19 protein-coding genes are annotated in these 16,014 nt (G+C 57.2%); 9 read left to right on the top strand and 10 right to left on the bottom strand.

Annotated elements, in window-relative coordinates:
- Nucleotides 1-65 precede the first annotated feature (65 nt).
- The 3 genes from mutY to ACFOOP_RS07980 all read left to right on the top strand — a co-directional run bounded on the left by mutY (nucleotide 66) and on the right by ACFOOP_RS07980 (nucleotide 2,631).
- Nucleotides 66-1,133, top strand: coding sequence for an A/G-specific adenine glycosylase (mutY, locus tag ACFOOP_RS07990; protein ID WP_379880375.1), 1,068 nt, complete (start codon nucleotides 66-68; stop codon nucleotides 1,131-1,133).
- Nucleotides 1,134-1,284: 151 nt separating this feature from the next.
- Nucleotides 1,285-2,025 carry a VPLPA-CTERM sorting domain-containing protein gene (locus tag ACFOOP_RS07985; protein WP_379880374.1) on the top strand — a complete coding sequence of 247 codons (741 nt, stop codon included), beginning with the start codon at nucleotides 1,285-1,287 and terminating at the stop codon, nucleotides 2,023-2,025.
- A 30-nt stretch (nucleotides 2,026-2,055) separates the two neighbouring features.
- Nucleotides 2,056-2,631 carry a DUF924 family protein gene (locus ACFOOP_RS07980; RefSeq protein ID WP_379880373.1) on the top strand — a complete coding sequence of 192 codons (576 nt, stop codon included), beginning with the start codon at nucleotides 2,056-2,058 and terminating at the stop codon, nucleotides 2,629-2,631.
- Between the two features lie 10 nt (nucleotides 2,632-2,641).
- Here ACFOOP_RS07980 and ACFOOP_RS07975 read toward each other — a convergent pair whose 3' ends face one another.
- The 5 genes from ACFOOP_RS07975 to ACFOOP_RS07955 all read right to left on the bottom strand — a co-directional run bounded on the left by ACFOOP_RS07975 (nucleotide 2,642) and on the right by ACFOOP_RS07955 (nucleotide 6,605).
- Entirely contained in the window at nucleotides 2,642-3,430 is a 789-nt protein-coding gene (locus ACFOOP_RS07975) for an SDR family oxidoreductase (RefSeq protein WP_379880372.1), read from the bottom strand.
- 12 nt (nucleotides 3,431-3,442) lie between these two features.
- Nucleotides 3,443-3,889, bottom strand: a complete 447-nt coding sequence (locus tag ACFOOP_RS07970; protein WP_379880371.1) for a nuclear transport factor 2 family protein — start codon at nucleotides 3,887-3,889, stop codon at nucleotides 3,443-3,445.
- Nucleotides 3,890-3,896: 7 nt separating this feature from the next.
- Nucleotides 3,897-5,603, bottom strand: a complete 1,707-nt coding sequence (gene metG / locus ACFOOP_RS07965) for a methionine--tRNA ligase (protein ID WP_379880370.1) — start codon at nucleotides 5,601-5,603, stop codon at nucleotides 3,897-3,899.
- A 66-nt stretch (nucleotides 5,604-5,669) separates the two neighbouring features.
- Nucleotides 5,670-6,089 carry a DUF2267 domain-containing protein gene (locus ACFOOP_RS07960; protein WP_379880369.1) on the bottom strand — a complete coding sequence of 140 codons (420 nt, stop codon included), beginning with the start codon at nucleotides 6,087-6,089 and terminating at the stop codon, nucleotides 5,670-5,672.
- Nucleotides 6,090-6,098: 9 nt separating this feature from the next.
- On the bottom strand, nucleotides 6,099-6,605 hold the full coding sequence (locus tag ACFOOP_RS07955) for a GNAT family N-acetyltransferase (protein ID WP_379880368.1): 507 nt from the start codon (nucleotides 6,603-6,605) through the stop codon (nucleotides 6,099-6,101).
- A gap of 277 nt (nucleotides 6,606-6,882) precedes the next feature.
- Between ACFOOP_RS07955 and ACFOOP_RS07950 the strand changes: the two genes are divergently transcribed.
- From ACFOOP_RS07950 to ACFOOP_RS07940, 3 genes are all read left to right on the top strand, one after another.
- Nucleotides 6,883-7,725, top strand: coding sequence for a glycine/sarcosine N-methyltransferase (locus ACFOOP_RS07950; RefSeq protein WP_379880367.1), 843 nt, complete (start codon nucleotides 6,883-6,885; stop codon nucleotides 7,723-7,725).
- Nucleotides 7,725-8,561: an SAM-dependent methyltransferase gene (locus ACFOOP_RS07945; protein WP_379880366.1), complete on the top strand. Its 837-nt coding sequence runs from the start codon at nucleotides 7,725-7,727 to the stop codon at nucleotides 8,559-8,561. Before ACFOOP_RS07950 ends, ACFOOP_RS07945 begins: the two co-directional genes overlap by 1 nt.
- Before the next feature lie 205 nt (nucleotides 8,562-8,766).
- The gene (locus tag ACFOOP_RS07940) at nucleotides 8,767-9,537 is read left to right on the top strand and encodes a class I SAM-dependent methyltransferase (protein ID WP_379880365.1); all 771 of its coding nucleotides are present in this window, start codon (nucleotides 8,767-8,769) and stop codon (nucleotides 9,535-9,537) included.
- A gap of 45 nt (nucleotides 9,538-9,582) precedes the next feature.
- Here ACFOOP_RS07940 and ACFOOP_RS07935 read toward each other — a convergent pair whose 3' ends face one another.
- From ACFOOP_RS07935 to ACFOOP_RS07920, 4 genes are read right to left on the bottom strand one after another with little or no spacing between them, the layout of a single operon-like run.
- Nucleotides 9,583-9,972, bottom strand: a complete 390-nt coding sequence (locus ACFOOP_RS07935) for a hypothetical protein (RefSeq protein WP_379880364.1) — start codon at nucleotides 9,970-9,972, stop codon at nucleotides 9,583-9,585.
- A 32-nt stretch (nucleotides 9,973-10,004) separates the two neighbouring features.
- Complete coding sequence (locus ACFOOP_RS07930; protein WP_379880363.1) at nucleotides 10,005-10,475, bottom strand: DUF1801 domain-containing protein; 471 nt, start codon at nucleotides 10,473-10,475, stop codon at nucleotides 10,005-10,007.
- The gene (locus tag ACFOOP_RS07925; protein ID WP_434056909.1) at nucleotides 10,475-11,785 is read right to left on the bottom strand and encodes a spinster family MFS transporter; all 1,311 of its coding nucleotides are present in this window, start codon (nucleotides 11,783-11,785) and stop codon (nucleotides 10,475-10,477) included. The genes ACFOOP_RS07930 and ACFOOP_RS07925 overlap by 1 nt, the downstream gene beginning before the upstream one ends.
- A gap of 18 nt (nucleotides 11,786-11,803) precedes the next feature.
- Complete coding sequence (locus ACFOOP_RS07920; protein WP_379880361.1) at nucleotides 11,804-11,938, bottom strand: hypothetical protein; 135 nt, start codon at nucleotides 11,936-11,938, stop codon at nucleotides 11,804-11,806.
- A gap of 91 nt (nucleotides 11,939-12,029) precedes the next feature.
- Here ACFOOP_RS07920 and ACFOOP_RS07915 point away from each other — a divergent pair, with 91 nt between their 5' ends.
- From ACFOOP_RS07915 to ACFOOP_RS07905, 3 genes are all read left to right on the top strand, one after another.
- Nucleotides 12,030-12,611 carry an LOG family protein gene (locus ACFOOP_RS07915; RefSeq protein ID WP_379880360.1) on the top strand — a complete coding sequence of 194 codons (582 nt, stop codon included), beginning with the start codon at nucleotides 12,030-12,032 and terminating at the stop codon, nucleotides 12,609-12,611.
- 29 nt (nucleotides 12,612-12,640) lie between these two features.
- On the top strand, nucleotides 12,641-13,636 hold the full coding sequence (locus ACFOOP_RS07910) for an NADPH:quinone oxidoreductase family protein (protein ID WP_379880359.1): 996 nt from the start codon (nucleotides 12,641-12,643) through the stop codon (nucleotides 13,634-13,636).
- A gap of 144 nt (nucleotides 13,637-13,780) precedes the next feature.
- Nucleotides 13,781-14,455 (top strand): DUF2799 domain-containing protein, encoded by a 675-nt coding sequence (locus tag ACFOOP_RS07905; protein WP_379880358.1) that lies wholly within the window; start codon nucleotides 13,781-13,783, stop codon nucleotides 14,453-14,455.
- Here ACFOOP_RS07905 and ACFOOP_RS07900 read toward each other — a convergent pair.
- Nucleotides 14,449-15,966 (bottom strand): acyl-CoA carboxylase subunit beta, encoded by a 1,518-nt coding sequence (locus ACFOOP_RS07900; protein WP_379880357.1) that lies wholly within the window; start codon nucleotides 15,964-15,966, stop codon nucleotides 14,449-14,451. The genes ACFOOP_RS07905 and ACFOOP_RS07900 overlap by 7 nt on opposite strands.
- Nucleotides 15,967-16,014: the final 48 nt, after the last annotated feature.

The raw sequence follows: 16,014 nt of genomic DNA, 5'->3' as shown, positions 1-16,014 counted from the left end.
TGCCGTTTGCATGCCGACACACTAACACTGACGCGTCGACAGAGAAAACGCCGCTGCGCCAGAACGTGCCAAAAGCTTCGCAAAAGAAATCCCCAATCGCTCCCCCGCTCTCAGGCGAGTTGCTCGCCTGGTATGACCGCCATGCGCGCGACTTGCCCTGGCGCGTGGGGCCGAACGCCCGTGGACGGCCCGACCCATATGCCGTGTGGCTGTCGGAAATCATGTTGCAGCAAACTACCGTAGCGACGGTCGGCCCCCGCTATGCAGAGTTCCTGACGCGCTGGCCCGATGTGAACGCCATGGCCGCCGCGCCGCAGGAAGATATTCTCGGGCAATGGGCGGGGCTCGGTTACTATGCCCGCGCGCGCAATCTTCATAAATGCGCTGTTGTCGTGGCGAATGACCATGGCGGTGTTTTTCCTGATAATGAGGACGGCTTGCGCGCGCTGCCCGGCATTGGCGATTACACCGCCGCCGCGATCGCCGCCATCGCTTTTGACCAGCGCGCCATCGTCATCGACGGCAATGTCGAGCGCGTTGTCTCAAGGCTTTATGAAATCGAAACGCCCCTGCCCGCCGCAAAGTCAGAGATCAGGGAGCGGCTTGAAAAAATCTGGCCTGACAAACGCTCCGGCGATTTTGCGCAAAGCCTGATGGATCTCGGCGCAAGCATCTGCCGCCCGAAAGCGCCGTCATGCCTGCTGTGCCCGATTTCAAAACATTGCGCGGCGCAGAAAGCCGGGACGCAGGAAAATTTTCCGGTGAAGGCGGCGAAGAAAGCAAAACCAAACCGTATCGGCGCTGTCTTCGCCCTGACCAATACGCGCGGCGAAATGCTGTTTGAGCGGCGGCCGGAAAAAGGTCTGCTAGGCGGCATGCTCGGCCTACCCGGCACGGAGTGGAAAGAAGAATTGAAGGGCGATCTTTTCGCGTCGGCGCCAGCCAAATCCAAATGGAAAAAAACCGGCGAAGCGACGCATACCTTCACGCATTTCCATTTGACGCTTGATGTTTACGCCGGCGTGGCGCCGAAAGGATTTCGAAAAGGCGCAAGCCAGCAATGGATAAAGCCCGATGAAGCGCGGTTGCCTACTGTGATGAAAAAGGCTGTTGGAATCGCACGCCAAGATTGAGCCGCCGCAAACACATCACGCATGGCGGTTGTAGAATGAAGCCTTGCTGTAACAACTATATGAAGATTTACGCTTAACAAGGATACGCCAATTGACAATGTAAATGCATTGGCAATTGTACTGGAACGCAACACTAGACGAGGCTTATTTCATGAAATTTGGCGCTCTTATTTCCATTACTTTTATGGCCGTCGGCCTGAGTTGCATGCCTGCAAAGGCGACATTGGTAAACTTTGTTGACTACGCGGCCTCTAATCCGGGACATGCTACAGGGGACCTGATCGACTTCGGTGATGACGTTCTTCTTCGGCTGAGAGCTAGCCAAAATATTGTCGCAACGAATGACGGATTTACCGGAGGCGGCAGCCTTGATGTTGAGGCCTATCTTGACGACCCCGCGATGAGCGCTTCGAGAGGAGCGGGCGTTTGTCGCTCAGTTGTTGGCAACCCTGGTTTTTTTGACTCCGGCTTTCCCTGCGAAAACCCAGCGGACACTGCGGTTGATGGAGCAGATGGTGAAGATGAAGCGCTTCTGGTTATTTTTTGGGATTACACTTATCTGAACGCCTTGTCGTTTCGCGGCATCGACAATCAATCCCTGAACGACTCAGATGGTTTAGTTGAGTTTTATATTGGCGGACTGGATGCGTCTGTAGGCGGCATAACGACATTTTCCGACCTGGTTCTCCGTGCAATGGCTGGTGAATTCGGGCGTGTTTTCCAAATGGCGTTCGGATATGTAAACACTGAGTTCTATCTGGAATCACTGGAGGCGGAGGCGATCTCCGACGTCCCCCTCCCTGCTGGACTTCCACTCCTGCTTTCGGGACTGGCTGGGCTCGGCTGGGCCACACGCCGTAAAACATTGCTTGAACGAAAACCTCAATTGTAATTTCTATCGCTGATGATTAATTGGCGTATTATGTCATGCGCAATTTCTATCCGCCCCACAAACGCCAATGGCGACGCCGTTCTCCACTTCTGGTTTGAAGAAACGAAGCCTTATCAGTGGTTCCGGCGCGACGACGCCTTTGACGAAGCGATCAAGACGCGGTTCGGCGCGATGCATCAGGCGGCGACACGCGGGCGACTCGATGTCTGGCGCGCGCACCCGGTTTATTCGCTGTCGCTGATCCTCATCCTCGATCAGTTTTCGCGCAATCTCTATCGCGACACGCCGAAGGCCTTCGCGCAGGATTCTCAGGCGCTCGATGTCGCGCGCGAAGCGCTGGCGCGGCGGTTCGATCATCTGGTGAACGATCAGCGCAAGGCGTTCTTTTACATGCCGCTCATGCACGCCGAAGATTTATCGGTGCAGGAGGAATGCGTTACGCTGTTCAAGGCGCGGCTCCCGACCGGCATGAATCTGCCCTACGCCATAGAGCATCGCGACATCGTCAAGCGCTTCGGGCGTTTTCCGCACCGGAACAAAACCTTCGGGCGCAAGTCGTCGCCGGAAGAAATCGCGTTTTTGAAAGCTGGCGGGTTTAACCCCTGATCTTTAGAACTTAACCCCAAGCCTGTCCGATTTGCGAATAGGCGACGCCGCCATCGACGGCGAGCGTATCGCCCACCACATAATCACCGGCGCGCGAGGCGAGGAACACCGCCGTGCCCGCCATATCGCTGTCGCGGCCGATGCGTTTCGCCGGGATCATTTTCGCGACTGCGTCGCCATGATCTTTCGCCGCCTTGTTCATTTCCGACGGGAACGCGCCCGGTGCGATGCCGGAGACGCAGATATTGTCCTGAATGAGTCGCGCCGCCATGCGCCGGGTCAGGTGAATGACCGCCGCCTTTGACGCCTGATAAGCATAGGTTTCCCACGGATTGATTTTGATGCCGTCGATCGACGCGATGTTGATCACCTTGCCCGCAGGGTCTTTGCTCGCCGCTTTTTTCAGAAGCGGATGAAGCTTCTGCGTCATGAAAAACAGCGACTTCACATTGAGGTCCATGGTCTTGTCCCAGCCGCTTTCGGGATAGTCGTCGAAATCGGCGCCCCATGCAGCGCCCGCATTGTTCACCAGAATATCAAGCCCGGTTTCATGAGTCGCAAGCTCCGCCGCCAGCGCCTCGCAGCCCGCAACGCTGGAAAGGTCGTGCGGCAGCGACACACATGTTCCATATTGCGATAATTCTTCCGCCGCCTGATCGCAGGCGGGCGCTTTACGCGCGGTGATATAGACCTTGGCGCCCTGCTCCAGAAAGCCCTGCGCGATCATCTTGCCGATGCCGCGCGAGCCGCCGGTGACCAGCGCTATGCGGCCTTCGAGCGAAAACAGATCTTTCATCATGGGTGTCGCCTCCTATTGCGGAGGGTAATACCAGAAGCGTTTCACCTTGCCGTCAATGATTTCATACACAACGATCGAGGCTTGGGATTTACGCTCACCCGCTTCCTGCCAAACCGGGCGCTCCACGGCGGTTACGAAATTGCCGTTGACGGTGATGTTCTCAAGGCTCGACGATACGGTCGGATAGGCCTCGAAATAGGCGACAAGCTCGTCATGAAGCTGCATTGCGCTGGTCGTCACCGGACTCGCCTGTTCGCCGGAAAGTTCAATCCAGGTGACGTCCGAGTGCCAATAGTCGCGCATCTTGTCGGCGTCATGGTCATTGAACGCCGCCATCAGCCCGGTGATGACATTCACATTATCGCCTGCGGCGGGCGGCGGCGCCGTGCGCTCCGCATCGGGCGAACAGGCGGCGAGAAAACATACAGACAAAATAATGGTTGCAATACGCCGCATCATTTTTCCCTTACTCCGCCCCGAACCGGTCGCGCCATTCGGTCACCTGATCGTCCTCGATCTTCGCAAAGAGAACATCTGGCGGCGAAAACGCCTCGCCGCCCTTGAACCGCGAAAGCGCTTCTTTGGCGGAACTCGGCCAGGCCGACGCCTCCGCAGGATCGAGATTGAATATAGCGAACATCTTGTCCGCCGTGAATGGGATAACGGGACGCGACAACGCCGCAAACAACGCAATCAAATTGAGAGCGCAGCGCACTGACGCGGCGGCTTTATCCTTATCCTGTTTGATGACCGTCCACGGAGCCGCGACTTGCAGATATTCATTGCCGGCGACCCAGATGCCGCGCAGATCCGCAAATGCTTTCCTGAACTCCATCTGCTCGAGATTATCCGTGTAGGATTTGATCTTGGCGTCGAGTTCTTTTTCAAGCGCCGCTTCCGGTTCGCCATAGTCGCCTTCGGCCGGAACCGCCTCGCCAAATCGCGCGCTGCAAAAGCGGGTGATGCGATTGACGAAGTTGCCGAGAACGTCCGCAAGGTCTTTGTTCACAACCGATGCAAAATGCTCAAGCGTGAAGGACGCGTCGTCGGATTCCGGCGCATTCGCCATCAAATGCCAGCGCCAGTAATCGGCGGGCAGCAATTCCAGCGCCTGATCCATGAAAATGCCGCGGTTCTGGCTGGTGGAGAATTTGCCGCCATACCAGGTGAGCCAGTTCAAGGATTTCAGCGTGTCCACCAGCTTCCACGGCTCTTCCGAGCCAAGAATGGTGGCGGGAAAACTCACCGTGTGAAAGGCGACATTGTCCTTGCCCATGAATTCCACATAGCGGACATCCTCGGCGCCCTTGTCGGTGCGCCACCAGCGCTCCCAGTTTTCGCCCGTCTTGTCGGACCATTCCTCTGTCGCGGCGATATATTCGATGGGCGCATCGAACCAGACATAGAAAACCTTGTTTTCAAATCCGGGCCGCGCCTTGCCTTCATAAGCGACGGGGATGCCCCATTTGAGATCGCGCGTAATCGACCGGTCGCGAAGCCCTTCCTTCAACCATTTTTGCGCAATGGATTTCGTCAGCTGCGGCCAATCCGGTTTCGAGTTGATCCAGCTCGCGATCCGATCCTGCATCTGGCCTTGAAGAAGATAGAGATGCTTCGTTGCGCGCACTTCCACATTCTTCGATCCGGAAATCGCCGAGTAAGGGTCTTTCAACTCCGTCGGATCAAGCAGGCGTCCGCAATTGTCGCATTGGTCGCCGCGCGCCTTTTCATAATCGCAATGGGGGCATGTGCCCTCCACATAGCGGTCCGGCAGAAAGCGCTCATCGTCGACGGAATAGACCTGTTCGTCGGTGCGTTCTTCGATGAGGCCCTTTCCTTCCAGCACATGAGCGAAATGCTGCGTCAGGCGATGGTTCGGCGGATTGGACGAGCGGCCGAAATGATCGAAGGAAAGGCCGAACTCGGCGCCGGCCTGTTTCTGGATATCATGCTGCTCGCGGCAATAATCGGCGACGTCCTGGCCTGCTGTCCGGGCCGCGAGCTCCGCCGGGGTGCCGTGCTCGTCCGTCGCGCAGATATAAAGCACTTCATCGCCCTGCTGGCGCTTGAAACGGGCATAGACATCCGCCGGCAGCATGGAGCCCACCAGATTCCCCAAATGCTTGATTCCATTGATATAGGGGAGCGCAGAAGTGATGAGAATGCGGGCCATGGGGACTTTCCTGAATTCGAGCCCGGTCTATAGCCGCAAGCGGGCGCGCTTCACAAGGAAAGCCTCTCACCCCACCCAGAGCGGGCGCAGCGCCTCAGGAAGCTTTTCCGCCACCTGTTTCGCCTTGTGAGGCGGCAACTCCCTTCGCCAGACCGAGAACACAGCCTCGGCGATATCTTCCGGCGGCGGCTGATGGGGCTCCAGCCGCGATACAAGGCGCTCGTAAAACTCAGTCCCGGAGGCGACGGTGTGTTTCCTTGCCCCCAGCGCCCAGCCATCAAGCATGACGCCGCGCGCCAGCGCGGGAAGCGCGTTGGCGATCACCAGCGCGTCTTCATCGCTGACACTGTCGCGCAACTCCTGCATTACGGCGCACATCATCGCCTGTGACTGATTGAGGGTCGCGAGCATTGCCGCCTCTTTCAGCGCAACAAGCCATTTTTGATATTGCTGAGATGCGAACTCAACATCGTATGGCTGGGTCATGGATTTTTCCTACAACGCTCTGAACATAATATAGGCGTCGACAAAGCCGCGCGCAGGATGACAAAACGCGCCGGGCACAGTTCCGATAATTTCCATTCCGGCTTTTTTCCAGGCTTTGACCGCGGCTTCATTCGTTGACACCACCAGATTGAATTTCATGCCGCGAAAACCCATCGCCCTCGCCTGATCCTGTGACTGAAGACAGAGCGCCGTCGCCAGCCCGCGACCGCGCGCCGCCTCAGCGATGACATAACCCGCATTGCAGATATGATCGCCCGGACCGCCCTGATCCGGGCGCAAATAATATACACCCAGAACCGCACCATTGTGATCGCGCGCGACTGCATTAAAGCCGTCAGTCTTGATCCAGTAGCGTTTCGCGTCTTCCTCGCTGACATCGCGCGGCAAAGGGTAAGATTCACCAGCGCGAAAAGCAGGCTCAAGCACACGCCAGACATCTAGCCAGTCAGGTTCACCTTGTTCGCAAATATCCATATCCGTCATCGAAGCGCTCATATGCAAAACCCTACTCGTCCATTAGATAAAATCGCATATTCAAAATGTATCATTTTTATGAAACCCCGAATTTACTCATTATACTGATTATTAAAATGCGATAAAGCCGCAGAAAAACCGAAAAAACATCAAAAAATTCCAATTTCACGGTTCAAATCACCAGAACATCGCGTTAGGCTGCCCCCGAAATCAGAAATCGTGACTCGAACTGCGCCGAATTTGCGCCATGCATTTCCGCGGGTCGCGGAGCTTTTGAATAAAGCGGAGAGAGAGATTCATGACTTCAGATCAACAGATTACAACAGAACGACCTAACAATGATACGCAGACACAGGATTTTGGGGACAACCCTATAGAGGTCCGTGAAACCGATCATTACCAGGAAGAATATATCCGCGGTTTTGTCGAAAAGTGGGATGATTTGATCGATTGGAACGCCCGGGCCAGAAGCGAAGGGCAGTTCTTCATCGATATGCTGAAAGCGCGCGGGAAGAAAACTGTGCTCGATGTCGCCTGCGGCACGGGTTTCCATTCAGTTCAGCTCCTCAAAGCCGGCTTTGACGTCACCAGCGTCGATGGTTCTGCCGAAATGGTCGCCAAAGCTTTCGAAAACGCCCGCGATCGCAATTTGATGCTGAAAACAGTTCACTCGGACTGGCGCTGGCTAAACCGGGATATTGTCGGAAAATTCGACGCCATTATTTGTCTCGGGAATTCCTTTACGCATCTTTTCAAGGAAGAAGACCGCCGCCGCGCCTTGGCCGAGTTCTACGCCGCCTTGAAACATGACGGCATTCTTATTCTCGATCAGCGCAATTACGACGCGATTCTCGATGTCGGCTACGACAGCAAACACAAATATTATTATTGCGGCGACAAGGTCACCGCCGAACCTGCCCACATGGACAACTCCCTGGCGCGCTTTCGCTACACATTCCCTGACGGCTCCGAGTACTATCTCAACATGTTCCCCTTGCGCAAAGCCTATATGCGCAATCTCATGAAGGAAGTCGGGTTCCAGCGCGTCAACACCTATGGCGACTTTCAGGAAACGTTCGACGAGCACGACCCGGATTTTCTCGTGCACATCGCTGACAAGACATTCATAGAGCAAGCCTAATGAACCAACAGACAGCATCGGTCACCGAGATCGCGCGCGACTATTACGATAGCAAGGATGCGGATAATTTCTACGCCGCTATCTGGGGCGGTGAAGACATTCACATCGGCCTTTATGATAGCGAGCGCTCCATCAAACAGGCGAGCCATGAAACAGTGCTGCATATGGCGCGCCGGCTTCGGGGTCTGAAACCCGGCGCCCACGTTCTGGACATCGGCTCCGGCTATGGCGGCGCCGCGCGGGTGCTCGCCGGCGGCTTTGGCGCCGATGTCACCTGCCTCAACCTTTCCCGGGTGGAGAATGATCGCAACGACGCCCTGACCAAAGAACAAGGCCTCAGCGATAAGATCGCCATTCTTGAAGGGTCCTTCGAAGACATTCCGGCGAACGACGCTGCGTTCGACATCGTCTGGTCGCAGGACGCCATCCTTCATGCCGGCGATCGGGGCAAGGTGCTCGACGAAGTCGCCCGCGTTTTGAAAAAAGGCGGTGAGTTTATTTTCACCGACCCGATGCAAGCCGACGCCTTGACGGACGCCAGCGTTCTGCAAGCGATTTATGACCGCATACATCTGACGAGCCTTGCGTCTTTCGGTTTTTACCGCCGCGAGCTTGAGCAGAGAGGGTTTAGCGAAGTCGCTGTCGAGGACTTCACCAATCAGCTGCGCAATCACTATGCGCGGGTCAAAGCCGAACTGGCCGAGCGCCGTCCGCAATTCGAAGGCAAAATCTCACCGGATTATATCGACCGCATGCTCGCCGGTCTTCAATCCTGGGTCGATGGCGCTGATCAAGGGCATCTCGCCTGGGGCGTCATGCATTTCGAAAAAAGCTGATCAGAAGAAAGATCATGATCCAAGGAAAACCGGCGCCCTTACAGCGCCGGTTTTTTTAATCCGCGCTATTCCTTCTCAACAGGCTGCGCACGCGATTGTGATTGGACACTCAAGCCGTCGCAAATGCGCAGCGCTTCATCGAAAGCGCCATGCAATGACAAGGCTTTCGGCGGATGCTCCCGCATCCATAAATCGGAGGATTCTGATGAAACATTTTGCATTCGCCGCCGCAACCACCCTTCTGTGCGCCGCCTTGTTCGGCGCAGCAGCGGCAAAAGACATTCCATACAACATCAAGGCCGGCATTGATAATTCTCAGCGTAAAGAAGAAAACCGCGCCCGTGACGAGGGCCGCAAACCGGGCGAGGTGCTGGCATTTTATGGCGTTGAGGAAGACATGACCGTCGCCGATCTGGCGGCGGGCGGCGGCTATTTCACGGAAATTCTGTCAGGCGTAGTTGGCCCTGACGGCAAGGTCATCGCACATTACCCAACCAACCCGAGATTCGAAGAAAACAGAGCCGCCTTAGAGGCGCAGTTTGCACCTTTCGGCAATATCGAGATCACGACAGCGGCGACTGGCGAGCCTTTTCCGATCGAGGACGATTCCGTCGACATTGTACTGTTGTCGCTGATCGCGCACCATCTGCATTATGCCGAAGATTCCGGTGAGGAAATGCCGTCCAATTCCGCACGCGCCTATAATGAGATCAAACGCATCCTAAAACCCGGCGGCGTCTTCGCCATCATAGAGCACACAGCCGCACCAGGGTCGACGCGCGCGCAAAGCGCCGCCTGGCACCGCGCGCCTGAAGACATCATCAAGGCTGACGTGACAAGCGTCGGATTTGAATTCGCCGGCGCCGCCGATGACATACACATGAACCCGGAAGATGATCTGAAGAATAATTTCTTTGAATCGGGCCTGCGCGGCAAAACCACCCGCATGGTGCATAAATATATCAGCCCGGAATAACGCCGGAGGTCACGAAAAGAAAATGGCGCCCTTGTGGCGCCGTTTTTATATCGAACGCCGCCTTGTCAGACGAATAAGCAGGGATCCGACCAGAATGATGATCAGCGCCCCGCCGGCCGCAAAAACCGGGAAGGCGACGATCAGCCCTTCATCTTCGCAGTCGAAAATGCCCGGCTCGCCCCGCTCCCACGCCGCTTGTTCCAGCGCCTCGCAATTGGCGATGGCGCCGGGCAGATAAAACTCAATGAGCCCGAAGATTATCGCCGCGGTCAGGGCGATGACCGCACAAATACTGAAGAAAAAAGCGCCAAGCGCTGCGCCCGCAGAGCCCCTCAGCCCCTTTGATGCGACGGCGAGAATAATCAATGCGACCAACACGCCCGGGCCGAAAACAAGCAGCGGCTCGATGATCTCGTGCGACAAGAGCTCCTGCATTCCATCCGCCCCATCAACCGGCGAAGATCAGCCTACCCCCACTTCGCCTTGGTCGCCTTGTAAGATTTCGCCACGATTTTTTCGAGCACCGAAAGGTCAACCTTGTCGAGGGCGCTGATATAAAGGCAGCTTTTGCCGTTTTTATAGGGGCCGAGCTTTTTCAGCAGCGGCTCATCCTCGCCGAGAGAACCCAGCACATAGAGCGCCATATTCGTCTTGCGCGGAGAAAAGCCTACGGCGAGCATATCGCCTTCGCGTCCGCTTTCATATTTATAATGATACTCGCCAAACCCGATGATTGACGGGCCCCACATTGTCGCCTTCTCGCCCGTCACTTTCTTCATCATGGCGACAAGGGTTTTGGCGTCTTTTTTACGGGTTTCATTTTCAACGCTGTTGATGAAGGCCGTTACGCTTTGCGCCGTCGGAATTGTTTTGAGACTTGCTTGTTTAGCCGCCTTGCTGGTTTTCTTTGTTGTGGACGTTTTGCGTTTAACCGCCATTACCTCTCTCCTGTAGCCTTAGCCCAGTCGGCAGGCAGCTTGAGTGACGTCCAGTAGAATGCGCCGGCGGAGAGCAGGCTGAAAGCAGCAAGCGTGGTCATGGCGATGCGCAATCCGGTGACTTCGCCATAATCAGCCGCGAAGATATCTGACAAGGCGCCGACCCAAAGCGGACCGAAGCCCAGCGCGATCAGATTCAGGATCAAGAAAAAAAACGCCGTCGCAAAAGCGCGCAGTTTGATCGGCGCAAGGGTTTGAACCAGGGAAAAACCAGGCCCCAGATACATGCCGAGGCCAATCAGAAACGGCGCCGACCACAAGAAGGCGCCGAGCGCATTGGGCGACCACAAGGACAGCCAGCCGCAGGGGATCGTCAGCAGCATGCCGAGCGCCGGCACCCAGCCATAAGCGCCCTTGCCTTTTTTGCCCAACCGGTCGGTGAGATAACCGCCAAGATAGGTGCCGATGCCATAGGCTACGCCGTTCAACAGCGCGAGCGGCACCGTGATCTCCACATAGGAAAGCTCATAAGTGCGGCGGTAAAAATCAACGATCCACAAGCCAGTGCCATAGCCAGTAAACGAAGCGAAGGTCACCCCGGCGATAACGCCCCAATAGGTCGGTATCGTCATTAGCTGTTTCAGGCCTTGGGAGAATTTTACCGGCTGAACAGTTGTGGCCTGTACATCCTGGGCGCCGCGAATGGGTTCGCGGATCGCCAGCTTCATGATGATCGCGAGGAGAACGCCGGGAATGCCCACCACAAAAAACGCATTGCGCCAGCCAAGCTCCTGCAACACCCAGCCGCCGGCGAGAAACGCAAACATCTGACCAAACGGAATGCCGAGGGAATAGATGGCGAGCGCACTGGCGCGCTTTTCTTTCGGGAAATAGTCGGAGATCAGGGAGTGCGCCGGCGGCGAACAGCCCGCCTCGCCGATGCCGACGCCAATCCGCGCCAGCGCCAGTTGCGTCGCTGTCGTCGTGATCCCCGACAGCGCGGTGAAACCTGACCAGAGCGCCAGCGAAATCGCAATAATATTGACCCGGTTCCAGCGATCAGCGAGCCATGCGATGGGGATGCCCAGCGTCGTATAAAGCACCGCGAAGGCAAGCCCCTTCAACAGCCCCAGCATGGAGTCGGACAGGCCCAGATCTTCCTTGATCGCAGGCGACAAAATCGCGATGATCTGGCGGTCAATGAAGTTGAATGTATAAACCAGCGTCAACACGCCAAGCACAAAGTAGGAATAGCGGCTGGACGCAGGTTGTGAGGATTGTTCCGTAGACGGAGCGGCGGCATTGGAAATGTCTGTCACAATACCGGCCTAGAGCTCGAAACCGGCGGCGGCGCCAGGCGCGCCGATAACGCGAACCCGGCCTTGTCGCGTGTAGTGCGCCGCCATTGCGCAGGCTGCCTTTGGCCATGCGGCGAGCGCGCCCAGAATGAGCCCTTGCACCATCCCCGTCCTCCCATGTGATCTGTTATTGACCATTTCTTTGAACTGGAACAATGCTTAAGAAACAACCCGAGAGCAAGGACAAAGGGCGCCTATGAAGCGCGTTACCGTTTACTGCGCATCAAGCCCGAAAACGCATGCGGATTATCTGAATGCGGCGACGCGGCTTGGGGAAATTCTTGGCGACGCCGGATGGACAACCGTCTATGGCGGCGGCGGCATCGGCTCGATGGGCGCGCTCGCCGACGGCGCCCTGTCGCGAGGCGGACGCGTCGAAGGCGTATTGCCACGCTTCATGTATGACCTTGAATGGGGCCACACGGGGCTGACGGACCTTCACCTCGTCAATGACCTGCATGAGCGCAAACGGCTGATGATTGACCGCGCCGACGCAGTTGTCGCCCTGCCCGGCGGATGCGGCACCTTTGAAGAACTGTTCGAGGCGATCACCTGGAAGCGTCTCGGCCTGTTCGCCAAGCCGATTATCATCGTCAATATACGGAATTATTACGACCCTTGCCTTAAGCTTCTGGAGCAGGCGGTCCGTGAACACTTTATGAATGAAAAGCACCTAGAGATGTGGTCGGTCGCTGCTGGCGCTGACGAGGTGCTTGATAAGATTGAACAGGCGCCGGCCTGGAGTGAGGATGACCGGCGTTTCGCAGCCGTTAAGTAAAATACGAGTCCGGAAAGGAAATATCCAAGATGAAAGCCATGATGAGTCACGAAGCCGGCGGACCGGACTCGCTCAAACTGACCGAGGTTCCGACGCCCGAACCCGGCAAGGGACAGGTGCGGATCGCCGTCAAAGCTGCGGGCGTGAACTTTCCCGACACGCTCATCATTCAGGACCTTTATCAGTTCAAACCGCCCCGCCCCTTCACCCCGGGCGGCGAAGTCGCCGGCGTTGTCGATGCTGTCGGTGAAGGCGTTGAAGGCTTGGTTGTGGGCGACCGCGTCCTCGCCAGCGGGATTAATGGCGGCTATGCAACCCATCTGATCGCGAACGCTTCTGGAACCCATAAAATTCCCGACAATATGCCTTTTGATGAAGCCGCATCTTTCATGATGACCTATGGCACATCGCATTATGCATTGCGTGATCGCGCAAAACTCCAGCCCGGCGAAACGCTGTTTATTCTCGGCGCCGCGGGCGGCGTCGGCGCAGCGGCGATTGAGCTTGGCAAAGCTATGGGCGCGAAAGTCGTCGCCGGCGTTTCCTCCGAGGATAAAGCCGCGTTCTGTAAAGAGCTAGGCGCTGACGAAACCCTGATCTATCCCCGCGGCAGTCTCGATCGCGCCTCACAGAAAAAACTGACAACGGAAATCAAAACCCTATGCGGCAGCGGCGCCAATGTCGTTTATGACGCCGTTGGCGGCGACTACGCCGAGGCCGCATTGCGCGCCATGGCGTGGGAGGGACGCTTCCTCGTGGTTGGTTTCCCCGCAGGCATTCCGAAAATTCCGTTGAACCTGACGCTGCTTAAGTCCTGTCAGATTGTCGGCGTCTTCTGGGGCGCCTTCACCATGCGCAACCCGGCGAAGAACGAGGAATATGTGGCGGAAATTTTCCAGTTCTATAAGGACGGGAAAATCCGCCCACGGATCACGGCTAGCTTCCCGCTGGAAGAGGCGGGCAAGGCGCTCTCCATGATTCAGGACCGCAAGGCGACAGGCAAAATCGTTCTCACCATCGACTAGGCCGCAAGGCCGCCGCAATTTCGCCCGCTTCGCGTCCAACTGGCTAACAAGCCGTTGCGCGGAGCGGCCGAATACGGCGTATCCGCAAAGGCGGCTGTTAAGCTCTGGCTGGTTAGGCTGCCCTCTTCGAGAGAGGGTTCTGTCATGCGTATTCTTGTTTCTGCGACGTTTATCGCCTTGCCTTTGATGGCGTTGGGGGGCTGCGCCGGCGGCCTGTCTAAAGACGAATGCCTTTACGCCGACTGGCAAGCGATTGGCTATGAAGATGGCGCGCGCGGCGCGCCGGCGAGCGCCGTGTCATCGCACCGTCAGGCCTGCGCCAAGAAAGCGGGCGTGACGCCCAATATGAGCGCTTACCTGATGGGCCGCGACGAAGGCCTTATCGAATATTGCCAGGCCTCGAACGCGTTCACTATTGGCGCGCGCGGCGGGCGTTATTACGGCGTTTGCACCGGACCTGAAGAAGGATCTTTTGTCACCGCTTTTCAGCAGGGCAACCAACTTTTTGCGCTGAGAAATGATGTGGCGCGTGCCGAGAATGCGCTCGCAAACGCAGAGAAAAGATTGCAGGAAATCAATCACCAGATCGATCACGCAGAAGCCGCACTGATCTCTCCTGCGACACCCCACCTGGAGCGCGTAGACATTCTCGCCGATCTCAAAAATCTCAATGAAGAAAAACAGCGCGTGAAACGATCCTTCGGGCCGCTTCGCAGGGACTATGAATTGGCGCAGGACGAACTCGCAGATTATCGCGCGTTCCTAGCGGCGAACGGACCTTATCCCGGGGCGCTGGGCGTGACGTCGGCGGGCTATTGACGGCTGGCAAGCGCTGCGAACTCGCACAATAAAGGCCGCGTCTCGCGCGGGTCGATGATGTCCTCAACCAGAAACTGTTCCGCCGTGCGAAATGGCGAGGTTACTTTAGACAGCCGCACTTTGATTTCAGCGAGCGCCGCCGCAGGGTCTTCGGCCTTTTCAAGCTCTGACTTGTAAGCAACCTCAACGCCGCCTTCCATGGGTAGCGACCCCCAGTCGCCTGACGGCCAGGCGAAGCGATACTGAAACCGCGTATGATCGGACATGGCGGCGCCGGCGACGCCATAGGCCTTGCGGATGATCACCGTCGCCCAGGGAATGGTGGCGTCGTAAATTGCATTCATGGCGTCGACGCCCCGGCGAATGGTGGCGGCGCGTTCGGCTTCCAGCCCGATCATGAAACCCGGATTGTCCACGAGATGAATGACCGGCAGGCGAAACAACTCCGCCAGTTGAACAAATCGCCGCGCCTTTTCGGCCGTATCCGCAGTCCACGAGCCGCCGAGAAAAGTCGGGTCGGACGCCAGCACCGCGACCGGCCAGCCGTCAAAGCGCGCGAAAGCGGTGATCGCGGCGCGGCCCCAGCGCTTGCCCATTTCAAAGACACTGCCTTTATCTGCGACCATCTCCAGAATCTTGCGCATGGAGTAAGCCTCGCGGCGGTTTTCCGGCACGGCGGAAAGCAGCGCCTTTTCTTTGCGTTCGGGCCGGTCGCCAGTCTCCCGCCGTTCCGGCCGAGCCCCCGCATAGGATGGAAGATAAGACAAAAACGCGCGGGCCATGGCGAAGGCATGATCTTCGGTTTCTGCCTCGTCATCGATAACGCCGTTGCGCGTGTGAATCTCCGCGCCGCCCAATTGTTCCTTGTCGAGATGTTCCCCCGTCCCCAGGCCTGAAACAACCGCAGGCCCTGCGGTGAAAATCTGCGACAGCCCGCGCACCATGACCGAGTAATGCGACGCGACCATGCGCGCCGCGCCGAGCCCCGCCGTCGGCCCGAGCGCGAGCGCAACCACCGGCACGGTCTTCAGGTTCTTCACCACATGCTCCCAACCGGGAACGAAGGGCACATAGGTGAAGCCCATCTCTTCGAGCATCTTCACCGAACCGCCGCCGCCCGTGCCGTCAATCATACGAATAAGCGGTAGGCGCATCTCATGGGCCATCTGTTCGGCCATGGCGAATTTGCGATGGATCGCAGCATCCGCCGCGCCGCCGCGCACGGTGAAGTCGTCGGCGCTCGCGACCACCGGCGCGCCATTGATACGGCCCCGTCCGAATATGAAATTCGATGCGGAAAAATCCGTCAGGTCGCCATTTTCGTCATAACGCCCCCGCCCGGCGATCTTGCCGATTTCGCGGAAGGAGTTTTCATCCAGGAGACGGCGAAGGCGTTGGCGCGCGTCAAGCTTGCCGCGCTCATGCTGGCGGCCGACCTTTTCCGCCCCGCCCATTTTTTCGGCGAGCGCAGAACGCAGCTTCAGGTCTTCGAGTTCTTTTTCCCATGCCATAGCGCGACTGTAGGCGCCGCCGCAGGTTCGTAAAGCGTGAAAAGCAGA

Origin of the sequence: Hyphococcus aureus (genome assembly GCF_042643165.1) — a bacterium.
In the GTDB taxonomy this organism is placed as follows: domain Bacteria; phylum Pseudomonadota; class Alphaproteobacteria; order Caulobacterales; family Parvularculaceae; genus Hyphococcus; species Hyphococcus aureus.
Note: the sequence above shows the minus strand (reverse complement) of the source record. Positions and strands in the feature narration are given on the sequence as shown.

Coding starts and splice junctions, on each gene's coding strand:
- ACFOOP_RS07985 (WP_379880374.1), top strand. CDS start 1,285: ATGAAATTTGGCGCTCTTATTTCCATTACTTTTATGGCCGTCGGCCTG.
- ACFOOP_RS07980 (WP_379880373.1), top strand. CDS start 2,056: ATGTCATGCGCAATTTCTATCCGCCCCACAAACGCCAATGGCGACGCC.
- ACFOOP_RS07975 (WP_379880372.1), bottom strand. CDS start 3,430: ATGATGAAAGATCTGTTTTCGCTCGAAGGCCGCATAGCGCTGGTCACC.
- ACFOOP_RS07970 (WP_379880371.1), bottom strand. CDS start 3,889: ATGATGCGGCGTATTGCAACCATTATTTTGTCTGTATGTTTTCTCGCC.
- metG (WP_379880370.1), bottom strand. CDS start 5,603: ATGGCCCGCATTCTCATCACTTCTGCGCTCCCCTATATCAATGGAATC.
- ACFOOP_RS07960 (WP_379880369.1), bottom strand. CDS start 6,089: ATGACCCAGCCATACGATGTTGAGTTCGCATCTCAGCAATATCAAAAA.
- ACFOOP_RS07955 (WP_379880368.1), bottom strand. CDS start 6,605: ATGAGCGCTTCGATGACGGATATGGATATTTGCGAACAAGGTGAACCT.
- ACFOOP_RS07950 (WP_379880367.1), top strand. CDS start 6,883: ATGACTTCAGATCAACAGATTACAACAGAACGACCTAACAATGATACG.
- ACFOOP_RS07945 (WP_379880366.1), top strand. CDS start 7,725: ATGAACCAACAGACAGCATCGGTCACCGAGATCGCGCGCGACTATTAC.
- ACFOOP_RS07940 (WP_379880365.1), top strand. CDS start 8,767: ATGAAACATTTTGCATTCGCCGCCGCAACCACCCTTCTGTGCGCCGCC.
- ACFOOP_RS07935 (WP_379880364.1), bottom strand. CDS start 9,972: ATGCAGGAGCTCTTGTCGCACGAGATCATCGAGCCGCTGCTTGTTTTC.
- ACFOOP_RS07930 (WP_379880363.1), bottom strand. CDS start 10,475: ATGGCGGTTAAACGCAAAACGTCCACAACAAAGAAAACCAGCAAGGCG.
- ACFOOP_RS07920 (WP_379880361.1), bottom strand. CDS start 11,938: ATGGTGCAAGGGCTCATTCTGGGCGCGCTCGCCGCATGGCCAAAGGCA.
- ACFOOP_RS07915 (WP_379880360.1), top strand. CDS start 12,030: ATGAAGCGCGTTACCGTTTACTGCGCATCAAGCCCGAAAACGCATGCG.
- ACFOOP_RS07910 (WP_379880359.1), top strand. CDS start 12,641: ATGAAAGCCATGATGAGTCACGAAGCCGGCGGACCGGACTCGCTCAAA.
- ACFOOP_RS07905 (WP_379880358.1), top strand. CDS start 13,781: ATGCGTATTCTTGTTTCTGCGACGTTTATCGCCTTGCCTTTGATGGCG.
- ACFOOP_RS07900 (WP_379880357.1), bottom strand. CDS start 15,966: ATGGCATGGGAAAAAGAACTCGAAGACCTGAAGCTGCGTTCTGCGCTC.